Source organism: Streptococcus parasanguinis (assembly GCF_015557775.1).
In the GTDB taxonomy this organism is placed as follows: Bacteria; Bacillota; Bacilli; order Lactobacillales; family Streptococcaceae; genus Streptococcus; species Streptococcus parasanguinis_AA.
Window position 1 is genome coordinate 1 of sequence record NZ_JADNOY010000006.1, and the last position, 22939, is coordinate 22939.

Consider the following 22939-nt stretch of genomic DNA (forward strand, 5'->3'; position numbering starts at 1 on the left):
AGAGCCCACTCAACCACTGCGTCTTGCTCGACAATCCAAAAACAATTGAGAGGCTAGGACTTTTGTCCCAGCCTCTTTTTTATATTTAATTGTATTTCTTCCAACCCCTTCTATTACATCTTTAATTTCAAAAGGGATGAATCGTTTGATCAGTGCATAAGTAAACTGGATTGATCTTCTCAATACTTCCTACTCGTCAGTGGACTTCTTAACTGTAATCACTCAACTAAAGATTTTATTCATACAAATGCAAATCATGATTTGCACTCTCTAAAAAGATATCACTCATTTAAATACTCTTTTCCTTAAATCCTATTCTACAAAATATGCCCATGAATTCATACTAAAACAAAAAAGAGCAGCGAACTGAGCTGCTCTCCATTTGGTTTATTTTTCTACCATTCCGCCTTTGATAAGACTGTCTTTCGTTACTGAATAACTGACTGTTTTGTCATCTAGGGGATTAAAGCCTGGGACGATTTCTTTTAATTTATTAAAATCGATTTTTGTGTAATCAATGGTATTGCGGATATAAAAGATTCCGTCTTTGTATTCTGATGTTAGTTCAAATCCATGGCCCATCAGATCTTTGAATTTTTCTTGGCTCTTGGCGACGGCTTCTTTCATGGTTTCAAGAGGGTTCTCACCAGGCACTTTTGAGACGTCGTAATCATCAACTTTTTCTTGTAATAACAAGGTATCTCCCTTGTAATACAAGGTTATAGTTGACTTACCTGCTTCATCACTCGTTTCGAGAACGGTTTTTTGTGCACCTGCTAGTGCATCTTCTTTTTTGCTTTCATCAGTTGATGACTCTTTTGTCTTTTCTTTAGCGGATGATTTGCTTGTTGCTTTACTTGTCGCCTTAGTGGACGATTGACTAGTAGATTTTGTAGTCTCTTTTTGTGCGCAACCAGCTAAAAGAAGACCCGCTGTCAAGAAGACGGCTAACATTTTTGTGGTTTTATTCATTTTGAATACCTCACTTTTTATGATGGTTAAGGAAATGACTGACGTCTGAAACGAGTCATTTGGCAAGATCAACTGTCGTTTTAGATGTTATTAAAAAAGTCTCAAAAATGATGTTCGCAGTCCCTCCTTATCGATCATTGTAGCCATCTGGGTGGCTGGAATGCCAAGCCCAAGCTGTTTGGATAATGGTTTCGATATTGTCAAATTTTGGTTGCCAACCAAGGATGGCACGCGCCTTCTCAGAGGATGCGATCAGGGTATCAGGATCTCCTGGTCTACGATCTGCAATCTCAAGTGGGATCGGATGTCCCGTCACCTTGCGGGCTGCTTCAACGATTTGAAGATTGGAGAATCCAGTCGATGAGCCCAGATTAAAGGCGGTCGATGGATTGCCATTTCGGAGATACTCCACTGCTAAAAGATGGGCATCTGCCAAGTCAAATGGATGGACGTAGTCCCGAACATTGGTCCCATCTGGTGTCTTGTAGTCATCTCCAAAAATAGAGATCTTCTCGCGTTTGCCTTGGGCTACTTGTAAGACGATCGGCAAGAGATGGGTCTCTGGTCCATGGTCTTCTCCGATGGATCCATCTGGCTTAGCACCCGCAACATTAAAGTAACGAAGGGGCACGTACTTGATCCCGTAGGCTTGATCGGCCCAGCGCATAATGGTTTCCATCATGAGCTTGCTTTCGCCATAAGGATTGATTGGTTTTTGTGGAGTGGTTTCAAGAATCGGAATTTCTTCTGGAATGCCGTAGGTGGCAGCAGTTGAAGAAAAGACGATGTAGTGCACTCCACATTCATGCATGACTTCCAAGAGCTTGACCATGCCTGCTGTATTGTTATCAAAATATTTCAATGGATCGGCCATGGATTCAGCGACCAGTGAGTAGGCAGCAAAGTGGATGACCGCATCGATATCTGCATGTTCCTTAAAAACAGTGCGCATAAAGTCTTGATCCGCCAGGTCTCCTTGGTAAAAGACGGCATCTGGATGCACCGCTGCACGGTGGCCTGTGACCAGGCTATCGACCACGACGACTTTTTCCTGTCCTTCATTGACCAAACGGTCGACCATGTGGGAACCGATATAGCCAGCTCCTCCGAGTACGAGTATTGCCATTTGTTTTCCTTTCGCTTCTTGTCTTCTCTCTTATTGTACCAAATTTCTGCCACTTCTCCACACTTAAAGTGTCGCAACAAAGCGTCTAAAGGCAGCTTGTCCTTCTGCTGTTCTCTTGTAGACACCAGCATCTTCGAGCACACGCGCAAAGATCTGGCCAACTGATTCACGGACAAGGGCTTCTGCCTCTGCTTCGTCTGTGATGGCTGGGTGAGTGGCTTTCAAATCATCTGCCCAAGGCTGGTGGTAGGTTGCCACTGTGCTCTCACGTCCAATCAAATAGTCTTGAACCTGCTTGAGCTCTTCCTTGAGGCGAGGTGGCAAAATGGCCAAGCCCATGACTTCGATCAGGCCGATATTTTCTTTTTTGATGTGTTGCACATCCGCATGTGGGTGATAAATGCCATCTGGATGCTCTGGTGAGGTTTGGTTGTCACGGAGCACCAAGTCCAATTCATAATGCCCATCACGAATCCGTGCAATGGGGGTAATGGTATGGTGGGGCTGACCGTCGGATGCTGCTAAGACTTGAACGGCTGGATCCGAGTAGCCTCGCCAGGCTGTGAGGATATGGTCTGCCAGGTCAATCAATTGCGCCTTGTTGTCCGATTGCAAGCGGAGAACCGACATGGGCCAATTGATAATTCCTACCGATACAGCCTCAAATCCCTCAACGCTAAAGCTTTCCTCAACAGGAGCTAGCTCCATAGGGAAGGTATGGCGTCCGCCTTGGTAATGGTCATGAGTCAGGATGGATCCCCCTACAATGGGCAGGTCTGCATTGGACCCTGCAAAATAGCCTGGGAAAGTCTCGACAATGGTCAAGAGTCGCTCAAAGGTCTTGCGGCTAATGGCCATAGGAACATGCTGGCTATCGAGGAAAATGCAGTGTTCATTGAAGTAGGCATAAGGGGAATACTGAAAGCCCCAGTCATGACCGTCCATGTCAAAACGGATAATCCGATGATTGGCCCGGGCTGGATGGTCTAGGCGACCTTGATAGCCTTCATTTTCAAAGCACAATTGGCAGGCTGGATAATGACTGGCTTTGGCAAGCTTGGCCGCTGCAATGTCTTTAGGATCTTTTTCAGGTTTTGACAGATTGATGGTGATTTCAAGAGAACCGTAGGGAGTTTGTGTCTCAAAGGCAATATTTTGCGCAATGGCTTTGACCTTGATGTAATCATTGCGCTTAGAGAGGGCATAGAAATCCGCAATCGCGTCTTCCTTGGACTGACGGTAGGTCTCCCAAAAGCGATGGTTGACTTGACTAGGACTAGGGGTGATCCAATCCATCAACTCCGCACCCAAACTGTCTTTTGCGGCCATACTATCCTGGATCTTGCTATTTGCAACAGCGATCTCTACCAGCTGATCTTTGAGTGCGATCAACTCTTCTTTTTGAGCTGGGGCGTCTAGCCCTTCTTCTCCAATGCGACTCATGATGCGATTTTTTAGATAAATCCGATCCATCTCTTCGTAGTCACTTGCCGCAATGACGGCTGTGACAAATGCATCCAAAATTCCCTGATTCATTGATTCTCCTTCTTACGTTTTAAATAGTCTCTGACAGCATCTAAATCCTGGAAAACTTGTTCCGCTTTAGTTAAGAAAGACTGTGCTGGTACTTTTAAATCTGGAACACATATGACTGGTATTCCAGCCCGATAGGCTGCTTCAATCCCTGCCTCACTATCCTCTAGTACTAAGCAATTCTCTGGTAAAGCATTCAAATCACTACAAGCCTTTAAAAATATATCTGGGTAAGGTTTACTTCGTTTGACATCTTTTGCAAAAACTAAATGGTCAAATAGGGACAGTACCCCATTGCTATCCAAGATCATTCTAGCCCGAGATTCAACACTTGAAGTTGCTAAGGCGATTGGAATGTCCTCTGTTTTCAAAAAAGTAAGCAAATTTTTAGCACCTTTTTTTAAATGAACACCTTGGGCTAAGATTCGAGCTTCTAATTCATAAACTTTAGCCAGAGTTTGTTCGAAATTCCAAGGTAAATCATAGGTATCTAAAAATCGTTGAACATTCTCCTCTTCTCTATGTCCACTGTAGTCTCTGGAATATATTTCTTCTGTGAAAGGAATTCCAAAATCTCTAAGCAATTCTTGATAAACTTTTAGAGAAATGATTTCAGTATCGGCTAATAAGCCATCTAAATCAAATATTACAGCTTCCATTATTATCACCTAGTCTAAAACTCGTGTCCCTGCCGCAACTTCTGCAATATAAAAGCTTGGCGCATAGCCAACGACTTCTTCATAGCGGTTGCCGACAGCTTCTTTAAAGGCTTCAACCTTATCTTTGTTTACAAGGGCGATGGCGCAACCACCAAAGCCTGCTCCTGTCATACGAGCGCCCAAGACACCTTCTTGTTCCCAGGCTGTATGCACCAAGGTATCCAATTCTAGACCTGTCACTTCGTAGTCATGCTCCAAGGATACGTGGGAAGCATTCATGAGACGGCCAAAGCCTTCCAAATCCCCTGCTTCAAGTGCCTTACGAGCTTGGAGGGTCCGTTGGTTTTCAAGTACAGCATGGCGAGCCCGTTTGATGCGATTTTCATCCTTGATCAAGTAGCTGTAGGTATCAAAAGCCCAGAGATCCAGTTCCCCTAAGGTTTGGATATCCAATTTTTCTTGGAGTTCAGAGACGGCGGTTTCACATTCTGAACGACGTTCATTGTATTTTGAATCCGCTAATTCCCGGCGTTTGTTGGTATTCATGATGACTACGACATTGTCTTTGAGGTCCAGCGGTACCAGATCATACTCTAGGGTGTTGGTATCGAGATAAATAGCCCGTTGATCAGCTCCCATACCGATGGCAAATTGGTCCATGATCCCAGAGTTGACTCCGATGAAGTGATTTTCGGTTTGTTTGCCGATCTTGACCAGATCTAGACGATCTAACTGAAGATCATATAGTTTCTCAGCGATGACACCAATCAAGAGCTCAAGGGAAGCTGAAGAAGAAAGACCGGATCCATTTGGAATATTGCCATAAACATAGACATCCATACCGCTATCAATGACATGACCCGCTTCTTGCAAGAAGTGGAGCACGCCTTTTGGATAGTTGGTCCAGTTGTGCTCTTTTTCAAAGTGGAGATTTTCAAGTGGAACTTCAATGATCCCCTTGTCTTCAAAGTTTCCTGAGAAGAAACGCAAGACCTTATCCTCGCGCTTTCTTGCCGCTCCGTAGGTACCAAGTGTGATGGCTGCTGGGAAGACATGCCCACCATTATAGTCAGTGTGTTCACCGATCAGATTAATCCGTCCTGGTGAAAAGAAAGTGTGGTCAGCCTTTTCCCCAAAGACAGCCTGGAATTTTGCTTGTAAATCTTGAGATGTGATTGTTGTCGTCATGAGAAACTCCTTTAGTTTTGTAAACGTTTTTATACTTGTATTATATCTGATCACAAGTAAAACTTCAAGTGTTTTTAGTAAAATTTTATTAATTTTTTATTTTATGCCAAAGAAGGCTATAACAAAGGGTTTTCCTCCGATTAAAACTTCTATTCGATCATTGACAACTTGAGTTAATTTTAGTAAAACTTTACCAAAAAATCTCAATTGGGAGTGTCACCCAATTGAGATTCTTAATTCTTTAGTGTTTCTTTCTTGGATAGACAAAAGATCCAAGGAAGGTTAAGAGGCTGACACCCATGAGGGCTAGGAGATTCTCTGTTTGACCAGTTTTTGGCAATACCGATGATGCAGGACTGGCTGACACGCTGACAGGAGCCTGATCAGTGGCTTGTTTCACAGCGATCGGAGTAACTTGTGGAGCATCAAGAGGGCTAGCTTTTTCTTGTTTGTTACCAAGAACCTGTGTTCCTGTGTGACCAACCTCTACTGGTTGTGTCTGATGGGTTGGATCTTGGACTGGTGAAGTTGGATCTTGGGTTTCTGGTGTTGGCAATGGTGCAGGTGCTGGATAGAAGAGACCATGACCAATGCGGTAGGCGTACTCTGTTTCCGACATTTTTCCGTCTACAATTTTTGGAATATCAACCGGCAAGGTACCTAGATGTTCCTTGCCATTGAAGATGACTTCCACTCCTGCAGGAATATTAGGGCCAAATGCATTGTCTGGTTTGAGGGATTCCGTTGGATCCATTCCCTTATTTCCATAGACTGCTAAAATGGCTTTGGCTGCTGGATAGTTGGCTACATCATAAGGTTTAGAGATAGAAAGGACAGCTGCCTTCTTATGGTTGGTATTGGCATAATTGACGATCTCTGTTGGGATCTTGGTCCGCCAGAAATCTTTATCCAGTTGCCCTTCATAACCGATCTCTGAAATCACTACAATGTGAGTGGCTTTCTCTAGGTCTTCTTTTAGACTATCAAGGGTAGATTCTTTAGTGAAGTTCTTGGCCACAAAGGAGGTGTCTTTTGGAAGCACTCCGTCAGCAATTAAGCGACGCATGCCCAAATTTAGTCCTGGGACTTCATTTTCAAAAGCTCCGAGTAGTAAGACATGGTCCCCTGTTTGCACCTTAAATGGCAAGGTATTGTCTTCATTTTTTACAACCGTCACCGCTGCTGCTGCAATCTTGCGTTCCAAGTCACGGTTGAGGCTAGATCCGACTGCTTCCTCTGCTTTTTCAGCTGTCCGAGCACTTGGATCAAAATTCAGGACCCCACGTTTTTCTTTGAGGGTCAGGATCCGACGAACCGACTCATTTAAGCGTTCTTCTGAGATGTCACCGGTTTGGACCGCATCTACCACTGCATTGACGATGGTATCAATCTTGGTCAAATCGGCTTTGCTGCGAAGGGTCGTTGGCATCAAAACCAGATCAACTCCGGCTTTGATGGCCATCTTCACGGCTTCCACCTCACCGAAGTTCTTAGCAATAGCATCCATTCCCATGGCATCGGAGACAATCACGCCCTTATAGCCGTATTTCTTCCGTACCAAGCCCGTTAAAATATCATCTGAAAGTGTCGCTGGAACATAGATTTTCTCACCCGTTTCTTTTGACACGACCTGATCTTTTTCAATCTGCGGGTATTGGATATGAGCCGTCATCAAGAGGTCGACCCCTTCATCCATAGCTTTTTTGAATGGAAGGAGTTCCAATTTTTCAAGCTCAGCAAGAGATTTATCCACCAATGGCAAACCCGTATGGGAATCGACCGCTGTATCTCCATGACCTGGGAAATGCTTGGCTGCTACAGCCACATTGTAGTCCTGAATACCTTTCATCATCGGAATACCCAAGTAGGCAACCCGGTTTGGATCAGATGAGAAGGAACGAAGCCCAATCACAGGGTTTTGAGGATTGTTATTGGTATCTAGAACCGGAGCAAAATCCACATTCAAGCCTAGCGCAGAAAGTTCACGTCCGATAATTTGACCGGCTTCTTTCGCTAGTTTGGGATCATTGGTAGCCCCAATGGCCATATTGCCAGGAAGGGCTGTACCTGTCCCCAAGCGGTAGACGATCCCCCCTTCTTGGTCGATGGCTAATAATAGCGGAATCTTCCCGTTATTGGCTTTGTTTTCAATCGCTGCCTTTTGCATATCTTGCGTCAGAGCCAGGGTCTGCTTGGTCTCTTTGACGTTTTCAGCAAAAAGAATGACGCCTCCAAAATCATATTTATCAATCGCATCCGCTACTTCAGCATTGACCTTGGTGAGATCCTGTGGCGACTCCTGATTAGCCTCCTGCCACTTACGGAAGTCCGGCATGATCATTTGAGTCACCTTTTGTTTGAGTGGCATGTTTTCAATCAGTTTTTCCACTTCAGGAGATGCCGTCTCTGTCGATGTTACCGTTGGGGAGGCAGCAGGGACAGCTGCACGGTCTGTGGTCGTCGGTGTTTCGGCCACTCCCCCCTGATTTTCTGTGGTGGTTTCTGGAGTTGGAGAAGCCACCACCTCTTCTACTGTTGCTGCCGGTTCATTGGCTTGATCCGACACTTGAGCTGTGTCTGCTTTTGCTGTTTGAACGGATAATAGAGCAAAAGCCGTTAATAGGGCCGCAGATGGATAAATGATTTTTTTCATAAAGCGACCTCCTTTCTTTCAATAGATATTGTACCATTGTTTTATAGTTTTGTAAACGGTTACAATATCTAAAATAAAAAAATAGGATAAGCATTTTTTACTTATCCTTTAGTTCGTTCATATTTTTTTAAAACACCATTTCTTGACCATTTTCTGTCACTTGGTAAGTCCCGTCAGCAAGATCGATTCGGGCTACTGCTGTGACAGTTTGGTCTTTATTTTGGCGCGTGATGACAATGGTATGATCATCTGGTGTTTCCACCTCAATGCTTCCTTCTAGATCAAAAGCTTTCGAGTTATTCCGGAAGCTAAAGAGTTTGAGAAGGGATTGCACGACTGGACGCTCTACTTCTTTAGCGATTTCTTCATTGCTGTAGTAATGACGGTTGATATTGCGGCCTTCTTTGGTGTTTTCTAAGAGTTCCAAATCATTCTTCCCAGCTAGGAATCCAACATAATAAACCTGTGGAATGCCTGGCGCAAAAGCTTGAATCAAACGGGCTAGGAAGTATTTACGATCATCATCTCCTAGTGCTGAATAGTAGGTCGAATTGATTTGGTAGATGTCCAAGTTGTTGTATTCTGCTGTGGAATATTTGCGTTTAACATTTGCCCCTACCTTATAGAGCTCATTTGAAGCATAGTCAATCTCTTCATCTGTCAAGATATCCTTGACATCGACCACCCCAATCCCATCATGGGTATCGAGCGTCGTGAATTGCTTCATCGGACTCATCTTCAACCACTTGGCAAGGCGATCCACTTTTGAGCTATAGAGGCTATAGAGGGTGACCATTGGAAGCGCAAAATCATAGACATAATAGTCGTGATCGGCAATCTTAAATTGGATGGAATAGTGCTCATGAATCTCTGGAAGAAGCTCAGCACCGTAGCCTGCCGCCATATCGCGCACCTTATCCAACAAATCCCAAATGTCTGGCTCCACGAAGAAATCATTGGTGTCCAATTTCTTCACAGCATAGGCAAAGGCGTCCAAACGAATGAGGTCACAGCCATTGCTCGCCAGGTGTTCGATGGTCTTGCGAATAAAGTCCATGGTCACGTCCTTGGTCACGTCTAGGTCAATCTGCTCTTCCCCAAAGGTATTCCAGAGGTGCTCGGTCGTCCCATCCGCAAAAGTGATGGCTTGTTTAGGAGCCCGGTCTTTGCGCTTATAAATCAAGTCCACATCTGCTTGAGTTGGGCGATTCTCTGGCCAGAACTTGTCCCAGTTGAGGAAGAGGTCCTTGTAGGCACTTTGGTCGTGCTTTTCTTGGTAGTCCTTGTAGTATTTAGATTGACGAGAAATGTGATTGATCATAAAGTCAAACATAAGATAGTACTTGTCGCCCAAGCGTTTGATATCTTCCCAATCTCCAAAGGCTGGATCCACTTGGTCATAGTCCACAGGCGCAAAGCCTCGGTCACCAGTTGATGGGAAAAATGGCAAGAGGTGAACCCCACCTACTGCATCTCCAAAATATTTCTCCAGATTTTCATAGAGGTCCTTCAGGTTATTTCCTAAGCTATCTGAGTAAGTAATTAACATGGTTTTGTTTTGAATTGGCATAATGGTTTCCTTTTCTTTTTTGAAAGCCAAGTTTTAAGAGACCTGGCTTTCTTGAGTTTTTCTATTTTAAAATTGCTTCCTAGGATACGATTTAAATCAGCAAGCTGAATCGTTACTTTGTGTACAGAATTGAACACGGGACTAATTTCTTAGGAAAAAAGATAAATCTTCTTGTGTGCAAGCACACTACGTCGATTTCCTATTTTTCTACAGAAATTTTCAGCAAGCTGAATCGTCCCTTTGTATCTTATTTCTTATTTCACTGCGCCGTTGCTCATTCCTGCGATGATATGGCGTTGGAAGAAGAGATAGACAATGGTGATACTGATAATGCCGACAACGTAAGAAGCAAAGCTTGGTCCGTAGTCGTTGAAATATTGTCCTGCGTAGTTGTATTGGAACAAAGGCAAGGTCCACATTTTTGAATCCCGGTTCAAGACAAGGAGTGGCAACATGAAGTCATTCCAGAACCAAAGAGCATTGATGATCATAGTTGTCGCATGCATCGGTTTCATCATTGGGAAGATGATACGGAAATAAGTTGTAAACTTATTAGCCCCATCGATTTCTGCTGCTTCATCCAAACTTTCTGGGATAGAGATTTTGATATACCCCACATAGAGAAAGAGGGTCTGTGGAATCGCATAAGTCAAGTAGAGCAAGATCAAACCAAAGGTGTTAGCCAAACCGAGTTTACTCATCATAACTGTAATCGGAATCATGATGACTTGGAAAGGTACGAAAATTCCAAGGATCAAGAGGGTGTACATGATGGTAAAGGCTTTTCTCTTACTCATATTACGTGCGATGGAGTAGGCTGCCATGGGGATAAAGATCATTACTGCAAGTAAAGACAAGACAGTGATGACGACAGAGTTCCAATAATAGCCTCCGATCCCATCAGCCAATAGACGGCTAAAGTTGTCCCATGTGAAATTCGTCGGGAATCCAAAGAAATTATCTACAATATCTTTGGTTGGTTTGAAGGAACTAAAGAGGGTGGCAAGGAGCGGCACTAAAATCAGAACCGATCCTAGAATCAATAGAATATATTTGCCAATCAAGGCTTTTCTTTCATCTTGTTTCATCGTGCTTCTCCTCTTAAATTTCAAATTTCTTAGATACTCTCAATTGGATGATTGAAATCACTACAATCAAGAAGAACAAGATTACGGCAATGGCATTGGCATAACCGAATTGGTTGTTTTTAAAGGCATAGTTATAAACCAAGAGCCCAAGTGAGGTTGTGGCATTGTTTGGACCACCACCAGTCATGGCAAAGACTTGGTCAAAGGCGGTCAGCCCACCTTTTAGGGCTAGGATAAAGACCATAGAGACACTTGGTAGCAAGTAAGGCAATTCAATATTCCAGAAGACTTGCTTGCTAGTCGCGCCATCGATCTTCGCAGCTTCTGTAATCTCAGTTGGGATGGATTGCAGACCTGCTAGGAAGATAATGATAGGCATAGCCACCCCTTGCCATAGAAGGACAAAGACAGCCGCAAAGATTGCTCCCCACTTAGTCCCTAAAAGACTGGTTTGGAGGAACTCAATATGAAGGGCATTCCCAATCGCTGGAAGACCGTAGTTGAAGACTTGCTTGAAGATCAAAGCTACTGTCAAACCAGACAAAACAGCTGGGAAGAAGAACCATGCACGGAAGAAGGTTTGACCTTTGATTTTAGAGTTCAAGACACGCGCAATGAAGATCCCAAGGGCAATCTCACCAACCACCATGGCAATGGTGATGATCGCGGTAAATCCAATCGCATTCATGAATTTTGGATCCATGAAGAGGAGTTTAAAGTTGTTTAAGCCGACAAACTTGTAGTTATACGTCAAACCTGTCCAGTTGGTAAAACTGTAAAAGGCTCCTTGGAACATCGGCACATAGAAGAAAATTGCTTGTAACAAGAGGGGAATGACCACAAAAGCCCATGCCCAATATTTTTGTAATACTTTTTTCATCGTCTCTCTACTCCTAATCCACATCCGCTTTCATCGGGTTAAAGAAGGCATTCAAATCATTGACCATTCCTTGTTTATCACCTGTCAAGACATAGTTCATGGTCAAGGTATGGAAGTCTGCTTCACTGGTCCAGTATTGTTGCAACCAGACCAAGTGACGATCCGTAAAGGCATATTTGGTCATCCCAGCAAGCGGTGAATCCTCTCCTGCTTGTTTGACCCCTTCGATCGCTGTTGGAGATCCGTCCACATCATAGTATTTTTGCATGACTTCTGGACGGGTCATGTATTCCACAAAGGCATTGGCTTCTTTTGGATGTTTGGTAGTAGCTGAGATAGACCATGCTAAGTCTCCCGCACCAACGGTTAAGCTTTGTCCTTTTTCTTTCCCTGGAATCATGAAGGTCCCAATCTTAAATGTCGGTTTTTGTTCATTGATCGCGGTAATGGCCCAAGATCCATTTGGTGTCATGAGGACATCTCCACGCGCGAAGGCTCCGATAACGTCTGTATAGCCAGCGCCTTCCCAGTTCTTTTGCTTCGAACCTTTAATGCGAAGAATATCCATGACCTTGATGTCATCTTTCATAATCGGATCAGTCAATTTAATAGCATTTGGTTGAGAATAACGAAGGTATTGATTGGCTTCTTTTCCTCCACCTGCTGCTGTCGCAAAGGCTAATTGATTGTAACCATTGAGTGTCCAAGCATCTGCACCTGCAATTCCAAATGGTGTTTGTCCTTTAGCAACGATGTCTTTGACTAACTGTTCAAATTCATCCCAGGTTTCAGGAACCTTCAAGCCCAGTTCTTCGAATTTATCTTTGTTGTAGTAAATTCCATAAGCATTGGCTGTAAAGGGAACGTTGTAGACTTTTCCGTTCACGGCATATTTTTCAGCATAACCATTTTTCACGCGTTTCAGATAGTCTTTATTGGACAAATCTTCAAAGACACCTGCTTTTGCCCATTCTTGCAGTTCGATGGACTGTGGGTATATATTAACCACATCCGGCACATCTCCTGCGAGGACACGTGTTTTCAATACTTCACCACCGTTCGGTACATTGACAACTTTGACCTTGACCTTTGGATTTTCCTTTTCAAAATCACGAGCGATTTCTTCCAAGGTTTTGGTCATTTCTTTTTTCTGGTTGAAATACTCGATGGTCACTGTACCATCCGCAGATTTACCATCGTTGGAGCAAGCGCTAAGCCCAAACAAAGCTAAACCTGTAGTTGCAAGAAGTCCGATTTTTTTAAACCATTTCATTTGGCTGTCTCCTTTTATTTTTTGACAAAAACATATTGTTTAGAGAGAAAATCTCCCTGAGGAAGAACGACGGTTAAGCCGGCATACATGAGCTCAGCTCCTGAATAGACTTGGTTGGTCCCTTCTAAGCTATAGAGTGCATCTTCTTCCAAGCCTTTGAGTTTCAGAGTCGGCTCGATCTCTTCAACCGTTGATAAGACCCTTACATAGGTTACAACCGTACGGTCTTGATAAGTGAACTGGACGGCTGCTTGATTGGCACCTTGACTAGGATTCATTAAGCGGTAGTGTTTTCCGAATTGGACAAGGGGTCGAATCCTTTTGTAATGAGCGACTTGAGCTGCAATCCTATCCAACTCTTCTTGAGAAAGGCTGGTCAGATCCAATTCATAGCCCAGATTTCCCATCATAGCTACATGACCTCGCGTTTCTAGTGGTGTGATCCGTCCCATCTGGTGATTTGGCACCGCTGATACGTGAGCTCCCATAGAAATAGTTGGATAGAGATAACTAGATCCATACTGGATCGGAAGTCTGGCAATGGCATCCGTATTGTCACTCGCCCAGACCTGTGGGAAGTAACGCATCATACCCAGATCATTGCGACCACCACCACCGGAGCAAGACTCAAAGAGGATGTTCTCGTATTTCTCCGTCAAGTACGAAACCACTTCATAGAGACCCAAGATATAAGCATGAGATTGCATCTTGATTTCCAGGTAGGTTTTACCATTTCCAAGCTTAGTGATATTGCGGTTCATATCCCATTTGATATAGTCGATCTCATGGTTTCCAAGCAAGTCATCCAAGACCTGCTTGATATAAGCTACTACTTCTTTATTTGAGAAATCAAGCACCAGTTGATTCCGTGAATAGGTGTGTTCATAGCCTGGGACTTGAATAGCCCAGTCCGGATGAGCCCGATAGAGGTCGCTATCAAGAGAAATCATTTCGGGCTCCACCCAAAGGCCAAATTGAAGTCCCTTGTCATGGATGCCTTGGATCAATGCTGCTAGACTTCCACCTAATTTTTCTTCATTGACCGTCCAATCACCAAGGGCCCGATTGTCATCATAACGATTGCCAAACCAGCCATCATCAAGAACAAAGAGTTCGATCCCTACTTTTTGAGCTTCGTCTGCTAGCTCCAATAATTTGTCTTTCTTGAAATCAAAGTAGGTCGCTTCCCAGTTGTTGATAAGAATCGGTCGTTCTTTATGGGCAAACTGGATAGGAATGATATGGTTTTGGACAAATGCTTGACTCTCTTGACTGAGACCGGTCAATCCCTTATGGGAGTATGTGATCATGGCCACTGGCGTATCAAAGCTCTGATTTGGTTCCAATTTCCAAGCGAAGTTTTCAGGATTGATTCCCAATCCAACCCGAACTTCATTGAGTTGATTTTTCTGAACAAATCCTTCAAAATTCCCACTGTAGAGCAGTTGGAAGGCCAGAGCAGAGCCCGCATCTTCTGTCACTTCATGATCGGCAAGGATGAGGGCCGGGGTCTGGGCGTGTCCAGAAGCACCACGGTTGGAGCTGATGGAGAAGATTCCCTGTTCCACTTGCTGACGGCGAACTGTTTTTTCTCTCGCATAGGCTCCTTGCAGAGTGATAATATCGTAATCACTGGCTGGCAGATCGGCCAACACACTGAGAGCCTTGTGGATCACGACATTTTCATCACTACAGTTTTCAATCTTTGAGAAGCTGGTGATGGTTGCCCGATCCTCGTAGACGGTGTAGTAGAGGGTCAAACGCAGGGCTGCTTGATCATCTTCAAAGACCAGTGCCAAGGTTTCAGCCTGATCTACTGAGTGAGGGTTCGGAAGACCGGACGCCTCAACACTGCCAGAGTAAATATTGGCTCCAACATAGAGGAAATCCGTCACTTCTGTAGCACCGTGTTGGATCTGAATAGACGGCTTTCGAAAATCTCCTAGTCCGTGCTGGCCCAAGACCTGTCGCTGGGTATCTAGACTAAAGGTTCGATTGTCAGGTGTTGGATTTCCAGCGAAAGCATGGTCCTTCTCATGCACGGTATTGGAAAAATGATAAGACGGGATCGGACGTCCCAGATGCTTGAGCATCAGGTAGCCATCGCGATTTTCAAGGATGAGGCTCAGTCCCTTACTTTCTACATAGAACAAATTTTGTTCGATACGAATTGCCATATCTTCCTCCATTGGACCCTAAAAATATCACTATGTATTTTTATATTTAGTTCCAATATTTTTCTTTTTTTACATGTCTTTATTTTACTTGATATAAACGCTTTCGGAAATAGAATTTTGTTTGGCTTATATGGTAAAATGTTAGGTAGGAGGTTTACCTATGTTAGTCTTTTCAGAATACCAAACCGACACCATTGATCTAGCCCTTGATTTTTACGGCTACGAAGATTGCCCCAAGAACTACGAATTCGGACCTAGCGTCCGTGACAATTTTGTTCTGCATTTTATCACCAAGGGAAAAGGTGTCTTTCACATCAATAAAAATGAAATCCATTTAGAAGCCGGGGATCTCTTCCTTCTCCCTAAAAATATGGTGACCTACTACCAGGCAGACGCAGAAGATCCTTGGTCCTACTACTGGATTGGGATTAGCGGCACCAAGGTGAGTGATTTCATGCGCTTTTCAACCTTACATGCCAAAGGCTTTCTAAAGAAAGATGAGGTGGACACAGAGCGGATCGGGCTGTTTATGGAGCAGCTTGTCCACAAGGCAGAGGACTCTAAGATGACCTCGCACTACCAACTCCACCTTCTCTCTCAGATCTATGAACTGCTATTTCTTATCAGTGAAGTGGCACCCGATATCCATCGGAGCCACCCATCTCCAACCTATCAACTCTACCTGACCTGCAAGCATGTGATTGAGACGTATTACGCAAAAGAGCATCTCAGTATTCAAGAGATCGCTGATGACCTCAATGTTCATCGCTCCTATCTGACAACTGTCTTTAAGGAGTTTCACCAGATCTCTCCCAAAGAATTCTTGCACTCGGTCCGCATGCAACGTGCCCAGCAGTTACTGACCAACACAGACGAAAGCATCAAGATTGTGGCTTACTCAGTGGGCTTTTCGGATCCCCTCTATTTTTCAAAGGCCTTTAAGGCCTATAGCCAGCTGACTCCTAGCCAATATCGTAGCAAACATAAAATTTAGTAAAAATTTATTTCTTTTTACTAGTTTTTAGAGTATACTGGAAGTAGAAATCAATAAAGGATGAACTATGGCAACGATTAAAAATATTGCGGAAAAAGCTGGCGTTTCTCAGGCAACGGTCTCTCGCGTCCTCAACCAGGATGCGACCTTATCTGTTGGGGAAGACACGCGCAGTCGGATTCTTCGCATCGCTGAGGACCTGCATTACCAAAAGAAAAGCCGCAAAACGGCGCCTCAACCAGTCGAAGACTCTCATAAAATCGTCATCTTTGAATGGTACACGCGTGAAGAAGAATTAGATGACCTCTACTACTATGCCATTCGGATGGGGTTAGAAAAACAAGCCCAGGAATTAGGCTATGAGATCTTTCGTATCTTCAATAATGACGATTGGTCCTTGATTCAAGAGGCAGACGGCATTATCGCTCTTGGGAAATTCAGTCCCAAGACCATTCAAGATCTGGAAAGCTACGGCAAACCCCTGATCTTTGTCGATAGCAATACCCTCTATCTGGGGCATTCTTGCGTGACGACAGATTTAGAAGATTCTGTTATCACCGCTCTCGAGCATTTTCTTGAGCATGGCCACAAGGAGATCGGACTCTTGGTTGGGCAAGAAGAGACCGCAGATGCGACACCGCTTCAGATGGATCCTCGTCAACGAGTCTTTCAACAGTTTCTCACGGAAAAAGAGCTTTATGAGGAGCGCTTTGTCGCTGTCGGTCAGTTCTCAACTGAGTCAGGCTATCAGATGATGGAGCAGCTGATTCAAGCACTGGGCGACGACTTACCAACTGCCTTTTTCATGGCCAGTGATGCCATAGCTGTTGGGGCCCTTCGGTCCCTTCAGGAGCACCAAATCGCTGTGCCTGATCGCGTCAGTCTCATTTCCTTCAATGATACCTCGATTGCTAAGTATGTCTTTCCTGCCCTCTCTACAGTGACCGTCTACACAGAAGAAATGGGCAAGCAAGCCATTCAGATGTTGCGGCAAGCCTTTCAAGGGAGTCAACCAAGTGTTCCCTGCATGGTCAAATTAGCCACCAAACTGACGATTCGAGACAGCAGTCGCTAGGAGGTCTTAGTCTTATGAAAACACACGAAATCCTCTTTCAAACCCTTTCTCAGGCAGATGATTATGTCAACGGGGAACAGTTGGCAAAAGAATTAGGCGTTTCCCGCACCTCCATCTGGAAGGCTATTCAGCGCCTGGAAAAAGATGGGGTCGTCATCGAATCCCTAAAAAAGAAGGGCTATAGACTGGTTTCAGGCGATATTCTGCTTCCTGAGGTCATCGCAAGCAATACCCAGTTGACCGTTACTTTGAATGAAGAATGTCATTCTACCCAATTGGACGCAAAATTAGGCATGGAAGCCCATAAAGAGGGCAGGGCTCTCTACCTGGCCAAATCCCAATCTGCTGGAAAGGGCCGCTTTGGTCGCGACTACTACTCTCCCAATCAAGGTGGCATCTATATGTCTCTTCATCTCAAGCCCCAACTCCCACCTGCGGAGCTCCCCCCTTATACCCTCATGGTCGCAGGAGCCATCTACAAGGCTATTAAAAACCTGACCCTGATCGATGTCGATATCAAATGGGTCAATGATATTTACTATCGCCATAAGAAAATTGGGGGAATCCTAACCGAAGCTATTACATCCATTGAGACTGGCCTTGTCACGGATGTCATTATCGGAGTCGGTCTCAATTTGGCTATCCCTACTTTTCCAGATGAGCTAAAAAGTAAGGCTGGTTCCTTATTTGAAGGCCCTTGTCCCATCACCCGCAATGACCTCATCAGCGAGATTTGGAGGGAATTTCTTCATACGGATATCGATGAACTGGTCTACCTCTACAAAGAGCGCTCCCTAGTCTTTGGACGAGCCGTCACCTTTGAGCAGAACCAGCAAACCTATCAGGGCATCGCCAAAGACATCTCTGATACCGGCCAACTCTTGGTCCAATTGGACAACCAGGAAGAAATCTGGCTCAATAGCGGCGAAATCTCCCTCAAGCAGTGGAATCTATAAAACAGAGATCACAACTCACAAAAGAGTCTGGGACAAAACGCTGTCTCAGACTCTTTTGTGTGAAGAAATATCAAAAATTTTTAAACCAATTCTTGATAAATTCTAGGCATATATCTAGTAGGAATTTGATAAATAATAATACAATTCCAATCTTCACAAACATGTAATATTTAAATGAGGTGTCATCAAATTCACTCACAAAAATCGGAAAGGTGAGAATATTAGACGGATTGATAAGAAAATAAAGTGAGATACAAATGGATAAAACCAGCGCTACTATAAAAATTTTTTTATGTATTTGCATTTTTTACCTTTTCCTTTCTTGGTTGACAACATTGAATACCAATCACCAATTTTATATAACCTGATTCATTCTTTCATTACCCTTTCTAACAGGCTATTTTCTAGTTCTTACACCTTAATCATATACAAATTTCAAAATAATACAAGTCTGTTTTTCTAATTATTTTTATGGTATAATAATAAAGTTGGAGTGATAAATAAAAGCTCAGCAACTATCTTAGTAAACTCTATAAAATTAACTTTTTAGATAACAGCGTGATATATTTAAGCTACTAAACAGTTCAATTCAGTATGTTTTTTGCCCTACTTTTTAATCACGATATTGAAAATACCTAAAAGCGCCTTCCGAAATTCAATTAAATTTCAACATTTTTAATTACTCTCAATATGAAAGTTCTTTCCAAATCCATGCAGGGGGCATCTAAATCAACAGGAAAAGTCTTGAAATCAAGGCTTTTTTTCTTGTCTATAGCAGATTTATTTTTGTATTCATTAACAATTAATAATTGAGAAACAAATTGAACACAGTAAACAAATCCGATACCTTCATACTCTACCAAACATCATCCCCCTATTATCCCCCTACTTGTGGTATGATGGTAGAGTATGTTTAGGTGCCAAGCTACTTGAGCACCTCCGTGTTAAAAGGAGACGATAATGAAAATTGCATGGAATGAAATTAAATTCCAACCTAAGAAGTTTATCCTGATTGAACTTCTCATTACCATTCTCATGTTTATGGTGGTGTTTTTGTCCGGTCTGACAAATGGACTGGGCCGTTCGGTATCGGCCCAAATCGATAACTATGGGGCTCTGCACTACATCCTTTCGACGGATTCAGAAGGGATTATCCCCTTTTCAACCATTACGGCGAAAGATTTAGATGAGGTCCAAAAGATAGAAGGGATAGACTATTCTGGCTTGTCCATCCAGCGGGCAACCATCTCAAAATCAGAGGATTCCAATACCCTGGACATCACCTACTTCGCGACCGATCATAATGAGGAGGAAATCCTCAATCCAATCATGGAAGATACAGAGCTCAAGATCTCCGACTTACAGAAAAACGAGGTCATTTTGGACCATTCTTTCAAAGAGGATGAGGGAATCCAAGTCGGTGATCACGTGATCGATAAAACTTCTAAGCAAAAACTCAAGGTCGTGGCCTTTGCGAAAAATGCTAAATATGGCTATAGCGAGATTGGCTTTATCAGCTCGGAAACCTTCACAGGCATGCGGCAAAAAACAGATCCAAGCTATCAATGGCAAGCCCAAACCCTTGTGACCAAGAAGAGCATCACTTCTAACGATCTATCCAGTAACTTAATGGTGGCGGATAAGAAGCAAGTGATCGATAAAATCCCTGGCTACAAGGCTCAAAACCTGACGCTACGGATGATCACGTGGGTGCTACTACTCGCTTCTTCTGCTATCCTTGGGGTTTTCTTCTATATCCTGACCCTGCAGAAGTTGAAACAGTTCGGCGTCTTGAAGGCCATTGGCATGTCCATGAGCCAGATTACCTATGTCCAACTATCCCAGCTCACCATCATCTCCCTCATCGGAGTGCTGCTGGGACTTGGCTTGGCAACCATAATGGCGCCATTTTTACCCAATAGCGTCCCTTCCTTTATGACCCTGAAAGACAACCTCACCATCTCGCTTAGCTTTATCCTAACTTCTATTTTGTGTGGTGCCTTGTCCCTTGTCAAAATAAAAAAAGTAGATCCAATCGAAGTCATTGGTGGAAATGGAGAATAAGATGGCCATTATTGCATTAGAAAATATCAGAAAATCCTACGCCGATGGTAACCAGATGCACCATGTCCTCAACCAGCTGAATTTAAACGTCGAACCCAACGAATTTGTCGCGATCTTGGGCCCTTCAGGATCCGGTAAATCCACTCTCTTAGCTATCGCTGGTTTACTCTTATCAGCGGACGAGGGGCGGATTTCTATCGCTGGCCAAGACTTGACCGGCCTCAACCAAGGCCAGTGGACGCAAAAACGTCTGGAATTGCTCGGCTTTATCTTTCAAGATCACCAGCTCCTCTCCTATATGAAAATCGGTGACCAGTTAGAACTGGTGGCCAAATTAAAAGGGGAGAAGGACAAGAAAAAACGCCAAGAGGAAGTCAAAGCCTTGTTGGCAGATCTAGGCATCGAAGCTTGTTACCACCAATACCCGAATCAGATGTCCGGTGGGCAAAAACAACGGGCAGCCATCGCTCGGGCCTTCATCGGAAATCCACAGGTCATTTTAGCCGATGAACCAACGGCTAGCCTAGACCCAGATCGAGGGCAAGAAATCGCCCAGTTGATCCAGAAAGAAGTCAAATCCAAAAACAAGAGCGCCATCATGGTGACCCATGACCGCTCCATCCTGACCTATGTGGATACCATTTATGAATTAAAACATGGCCAACTGCTAAAGGTAGAAAAGGTTGATTAAATACAAACTAGCGAACAAGCATTTCTCTTGTTCGCTAGTTTTTATTCTTTAGGCTCCTTGGGCAGTTCCATACGGAAGCGCAAGCCCATAGCCGTTTTATCAAATTGATAGGCCAGTTCTTCATGGTCTAGCAAGTGTTGGACCACGAAGAGTCCCAAGCCACCTTCCTTCTTCTGGTGGCTAGCGGTCATAGGCAGCTCAGCGGTCTCTACCATTTCCTGGCTGGTATTTTCAACCGCCAAGTGCGTCCCTTCCTCTTCGAGCCGGAGCTGGATCTCTCCACCTTCATCCGAATGCTTAACGGCATTGCTGATGACATTTGAGAGGACCAATTTCAGAATCGCTGGGTCCATATAGACTGCTTTGTCAGGGATCTGATTATCAATCGTGAGCGCGCGGGATTGAGCCAAGACCTTGTACTGGTCGAGGATCTGCTCTACGACCTGATCCAGCTGGATCAACTCCTTGTCTCCGGCCAATTCTTGGACAGAGGACAGGGATAGGATTTCTAGGACGATCTGGTTCATCTCATCAACGATATCGAGGGAGACCGACAGGTAGCGGTCCCGGTCCTTGTAGCGACCGATCTTATCCCGCATATTTTCTAGGATAATCTTCAAGCTGGCTAGCGGCGTCTTGAGCTCATGTGAGGCCCCCCGTAGGAATTCGACCTTCATCTGCTCCAACTTCAGATTTTCCTGTTTCTGCTGCTCTAGATTGTCGATCACTTCTAGGAGATGGTGATAAAGGTCGTTGATCTGTTGCTTGAGGACGCCGATCTCATCCTGCGAATGAATGGGAAGACTGGCTGTCCGATCCAAGCGCTTCATCCGCTTGGTCATCTGCTTGATCTCCAGGATCGGAGCAGAAATCAGGCGGGCATAGAGATAGGAAGCAATCAGAGACAGGACAAAGGAAGCAAGAAGACTATAGGGAAGAAAGCCCAGACTGATGTCTCGCGCTTCCTTTTGGGAATCGACAGTTGCTAAGAATTGCAAGGTCAAGTCCTTCCCCTCTTTGGTATGGATCTTTCGCTCTTCAATGACCAGAGAATTGTTCTGGCTGTCAGGGTTCACGAGCAGATCATCCTTGACCTCTAGGGCATTTTGTTTTTCCTTGCCCTTGATCGAGACCTTGATATCATTGGTCTTAGAATAAAGGTCGATGACCGACTCAATGGTCCCTTCTTCCTGGCCCTGGAAACTCTTGGCCAGGGCCTGTGACTTCTTCAAAATCGTCTGGCGCTGGGACTCGATATAGGTCGATGGGAAAATAAAGTAAACCGAAGCATGTAGAAGGATGACTAAGCCACTAAAAAGGGCAAAGGTGATCAGAAAGATCTTTGCAAAGATACTCCGTTTGGTCATGGTCTCTCCAATTTATAGCCGACATTGCGTACCGTAACGATACAGTCCAGCTCTAGTTTTTTTCGTAGTTCCTTGATATAGACATCAATCACCCGGTCAAAAGGAATTTCCTCTGTCTCCTTCCAGACGGCATCGAGGATCTGAGAGCGAGTCCGGGCCTTGCCTTCATGCTGGAGCAAGTATTCCAAGATTTCCAACTCCTTGGCATTCATGGAGATAGCTTGACCAGCTAGGCTGGCTGTATAGCTCTCAAAATCCACTCGTGCCTCTCCATAGGTGAAGACCCGGGAAGGCTGAAGCTTTTTAAAAATAGCTTCGATACGGACCTTCAAGAGGGACAAGGAGAAGGGTTTTTCCAGGTAGCCGTCCGCCAACTCTCCAAAGGCCGTCAACTTATAGTCTTCATCATGGAAGGCTGTCAGCATGAGGACAGGAACCGAGCTGGTCTTCCGGATAGTCTTGAGCACTTCCAAGCCATTGAGAATAGGGAGCTGGATATCCAGCAAGACCAGATCCGGCGCTTCTCTGTGAAAGAGCTCCAGGGCCTCCTGCCCATCTCCTGCTTCAAAGACTTCATAACCACATTCCATGAGATAGTCGCTCATCCCTTCGCGAATCAGGACTTCATCTTCTACGATTAGTATCTTCATACACTTTCCTTTTATCTAAGAAA

Annotated in this window: 19 protein-coding genes; 5 read left to right on the forward strand and 14 right to left on the reverse strand. The window is 44.3% G+C overall.

Annotated elements, in window-relative coordinates; translation table 11 throughout:
* Positions 1–387: 387 nt before the first annotated feature.
* From I2F76_RS08035 to I2F76_RS08085, 11 genes are all read right to left on the reverse strand, one after another.
* On the reverse strand, positions 388–972 hold the full coding sequence (locus I2F76_RS08035) for a DUF1307 domain-containing protein (RefSeq protein WP_070594973.1): 585 nt from the start codon (positions 970–972) through the stop codon (positions 388–390).
* Between the two features lie 127 nt (positions 973–1099).
* A complete protein-coding gene (galE, locus tag I2F76_RS08040) occupies positions 1100–2098 on the reverse strand; it encodes a UDP-glucose 4-epimerase GalE (RefSeq protein ID WP_070594975.1) in 999 nt (332 codons plus the stop codon).
* A gap of 63 nt (positions 2099–2161) precedes the next feature.
* On the reverse strand, positions 2162–3634 hold the full coding sequence (galT, locus tag I2F76_RS08045) for a UDP-glucose--hexose-1-phosphate uridylyltransferase (RefSeq protein ID WP_195487610.1): 1473 nt from the start codon (positions 3632–3634) through the stop codon (positions 2162–2164).
* On the reverse strand, positions 3631–4290 hold the full coding sequence (locus tag I2F76_RS08050; RefSeq protein ID WP_195487611.1) for an HAD family hydrolase: 660 nt from the start codon (positions 4288–4290) through the stop codon (positions 3631–3633). The genes galT and I2F76_RS08050 overlap by 4 nt, the downstream gene beginning before the upstream one ends.
* A gap of 9 nt (positions 4291–4299) precedes the next feature.
* Entirely contained in the window at positions 4300–5478 is a 1179-nt protein-coding gene (locus I2F76_RS08055) for a galactokinase (RefSeq protein WP_155167614.1), read from the reverse strand.
* A 241-nt stretch (positions 5479–5719) separates the two neighbouring features.
* Positions 5720–8131: a glycoside hydrolase family 3 N-terminal domain-containing protein gene (locus I2F76_RS08060; RefSeq protein WP_195487612.1), complete on the reverse strand. Its 2412-nt coding sequence runs from the start codon at positions 8129–8131 to the stop codon at positions 5720–5722.
* Positions 8132–8258: 127 nt separating this feature from the next.
* Positions 8259–9701 (reverse strand): sucrose phosphorylase, encoded by a 1443-nt coding sequence (gene gtfA, locus I2F76_RS08065; protein ID WP_195487613.1) that lies wholly within the window; start codon positions 9699–9701, stop codon positions 8259–8261.
* Positions 9702–9955: 254 nt separating this feature from the next.
* Positions 9956–10789: a carbohydrate ABC transporter permease gene (locus I2F76_RS08070; protein ID WP_021153463.1), complete on the reverse strand. Its 834-nt coding sequence runs from the start codon at positions 10787–10789 to the stop codon at positions 9956–9958.
* 13 nt (positions 10790–10802) lie between these two features.
* Positions 10803–11669, reverse strand: a complete 867-nt coding sequence (locus I2F76_RS08075) for a carbohydrate ABC transporter permease (RefSeq protein ID WP_049523549.1) — start codon at positions 11667–11669, stop codon at positions 10803–10805.
* A 13-nt stretch (positions 11670–11682) separates the two neighbouring features.
* Positions 11683–12942, reverse strand: a complete 1260-nt coding sequence (locus I2F76_RS08080) for an extracellular solute-binding protein (protein WP_195487614.1) — start codon at positions 12940–12942, stop codon at positions 11683–11685.
* Between the two features lie 14 nt (positions 12943–12956).
* On the reverse strand, positions 12957–15119 hold the full coding sequence (locus tag I2F76_RS08085) for an alpha-galactosidase (RefSeq protein WP_195487615.1): 2163 nt from the start codon (positions 15117–15119) through the stop codon (positions 12957–12959).
* Positions 15120–15279: 160 nt separating this feature from the next.
* Here I2F76_RS08085 and I2F76_RS08090 point away from each other — a divergent pair, with 160 nt between their 5' ends.
* From I2F76_RS08090 to birA, 3 genes are all read left to right on the forward strand, one after another.
* Positions 15280–16113: an AraC family transcriptional regulator gene (locus I2F76_RS08090; RefSeq protein ID WP_195487616.1), complete on the forward strand. Its 834-nt coding sequence runs from the start codon at positions 15280–15282 to the stop codon at positions 16111–16113.
* Positions 16114–16180: 67 nt separating this feature from the next.
* A complete protein-coding gene (locus I2F76_RS08095; protein WP_195487617.1) occupies positions 16181–17188 on the forward strand; it encodes a LacI family DNA-binding transcriptional regulator in 1008 nt (335 codons plus the stop codon).
* A gap of 14 nt (positions 17189–17202) precedes the next feature.
* Positions 17203–18144, forward strand: coding sequence for a bifunctional biotin--[acetyl-CoA-carboxylase] ligase/biotin operon repressor BirA (gene birA / locus I2F76_RS08100; RefSeq protein WP_195487618.1), 942 nt, complete (start codon positions 17203–17205; stop codon positions 18142–18144).
* A gap of 659 nt (positions 18145–18803) precedes the next feature.
* Here birA and I2F76_RS08105 read toward each other — a convergent pair.
* Positions 18804–19007, reverse strand: a complete 204-nt coding sequence (locus tag I2F76_RS08105; RefSeq protein ID WP_195487619.1) for a hypothetical protein — start codon at positions 19005–19007, stop codon at positions 18804–18806.
* Between the two features lie 97 nt (positions 19008–19104).
* On the opposite strand from I2F76_RS08105, the gene I2F76_RS08110 reads away from it, so the two are divergent.
* Both I2F76_RS08110 and I2F76_RS08115 read left to right on the forward strand, forming a co-directional pair.
* Positions 19105–20208, forward strand: a complete 1104-nt coding sequence (locus I2F76_RS08110) for an ABC transporter permease (RefSeq protein WP_195487620.1) — start codon at positions 19105–19107, stop codon at positions 20206–20208.
* A gap of 1 nt (position 20209) precedes the next feature.
* Positions 20210–20899 carry an ABC transporter ATP-binding protein gene (locus tag I2F76_RS08115; protein WP_195487621.1) on the forward strand — a complete coding sequence of 230 codons (690 nt, stop codon included), beginning with the start codon at positions 20210–20212 and terminating at the stop codon, positions 20897–20899.
* Positions 20900–20940: 41 nt separating this feature from the next.
* Here I2F76_RS08115 and I2F76_RS08120 read toward each other — a convergent pair whose 3' ends face one another.
* Positions 20941–22266 carry a sensor histidine kinase gene (locus tag I2F76_RS08120; protein WP_195487622.1) on the reverse strand — a complete coding sequence of 442 codons (1326 nt, stop codon included), beginning with the start codon at positions 22264–22266 and terminating at the stop codon, positions 20941–20943.
* Entirely contained in the window at positions 22263–22916 is a 654-nt protein-coding gene (locus I2F76_RS08125; protein ID WP_003019030.1) for a response regulator transcription factor, read from the reverse strand. The genes I2F76_RS08120 and I2F76_RS08125 overlap by 4 nt, the downstream gene beginning before the upstream one ends.
* Positions 22917–22939 lie beyond the last annotated feature (23 nt).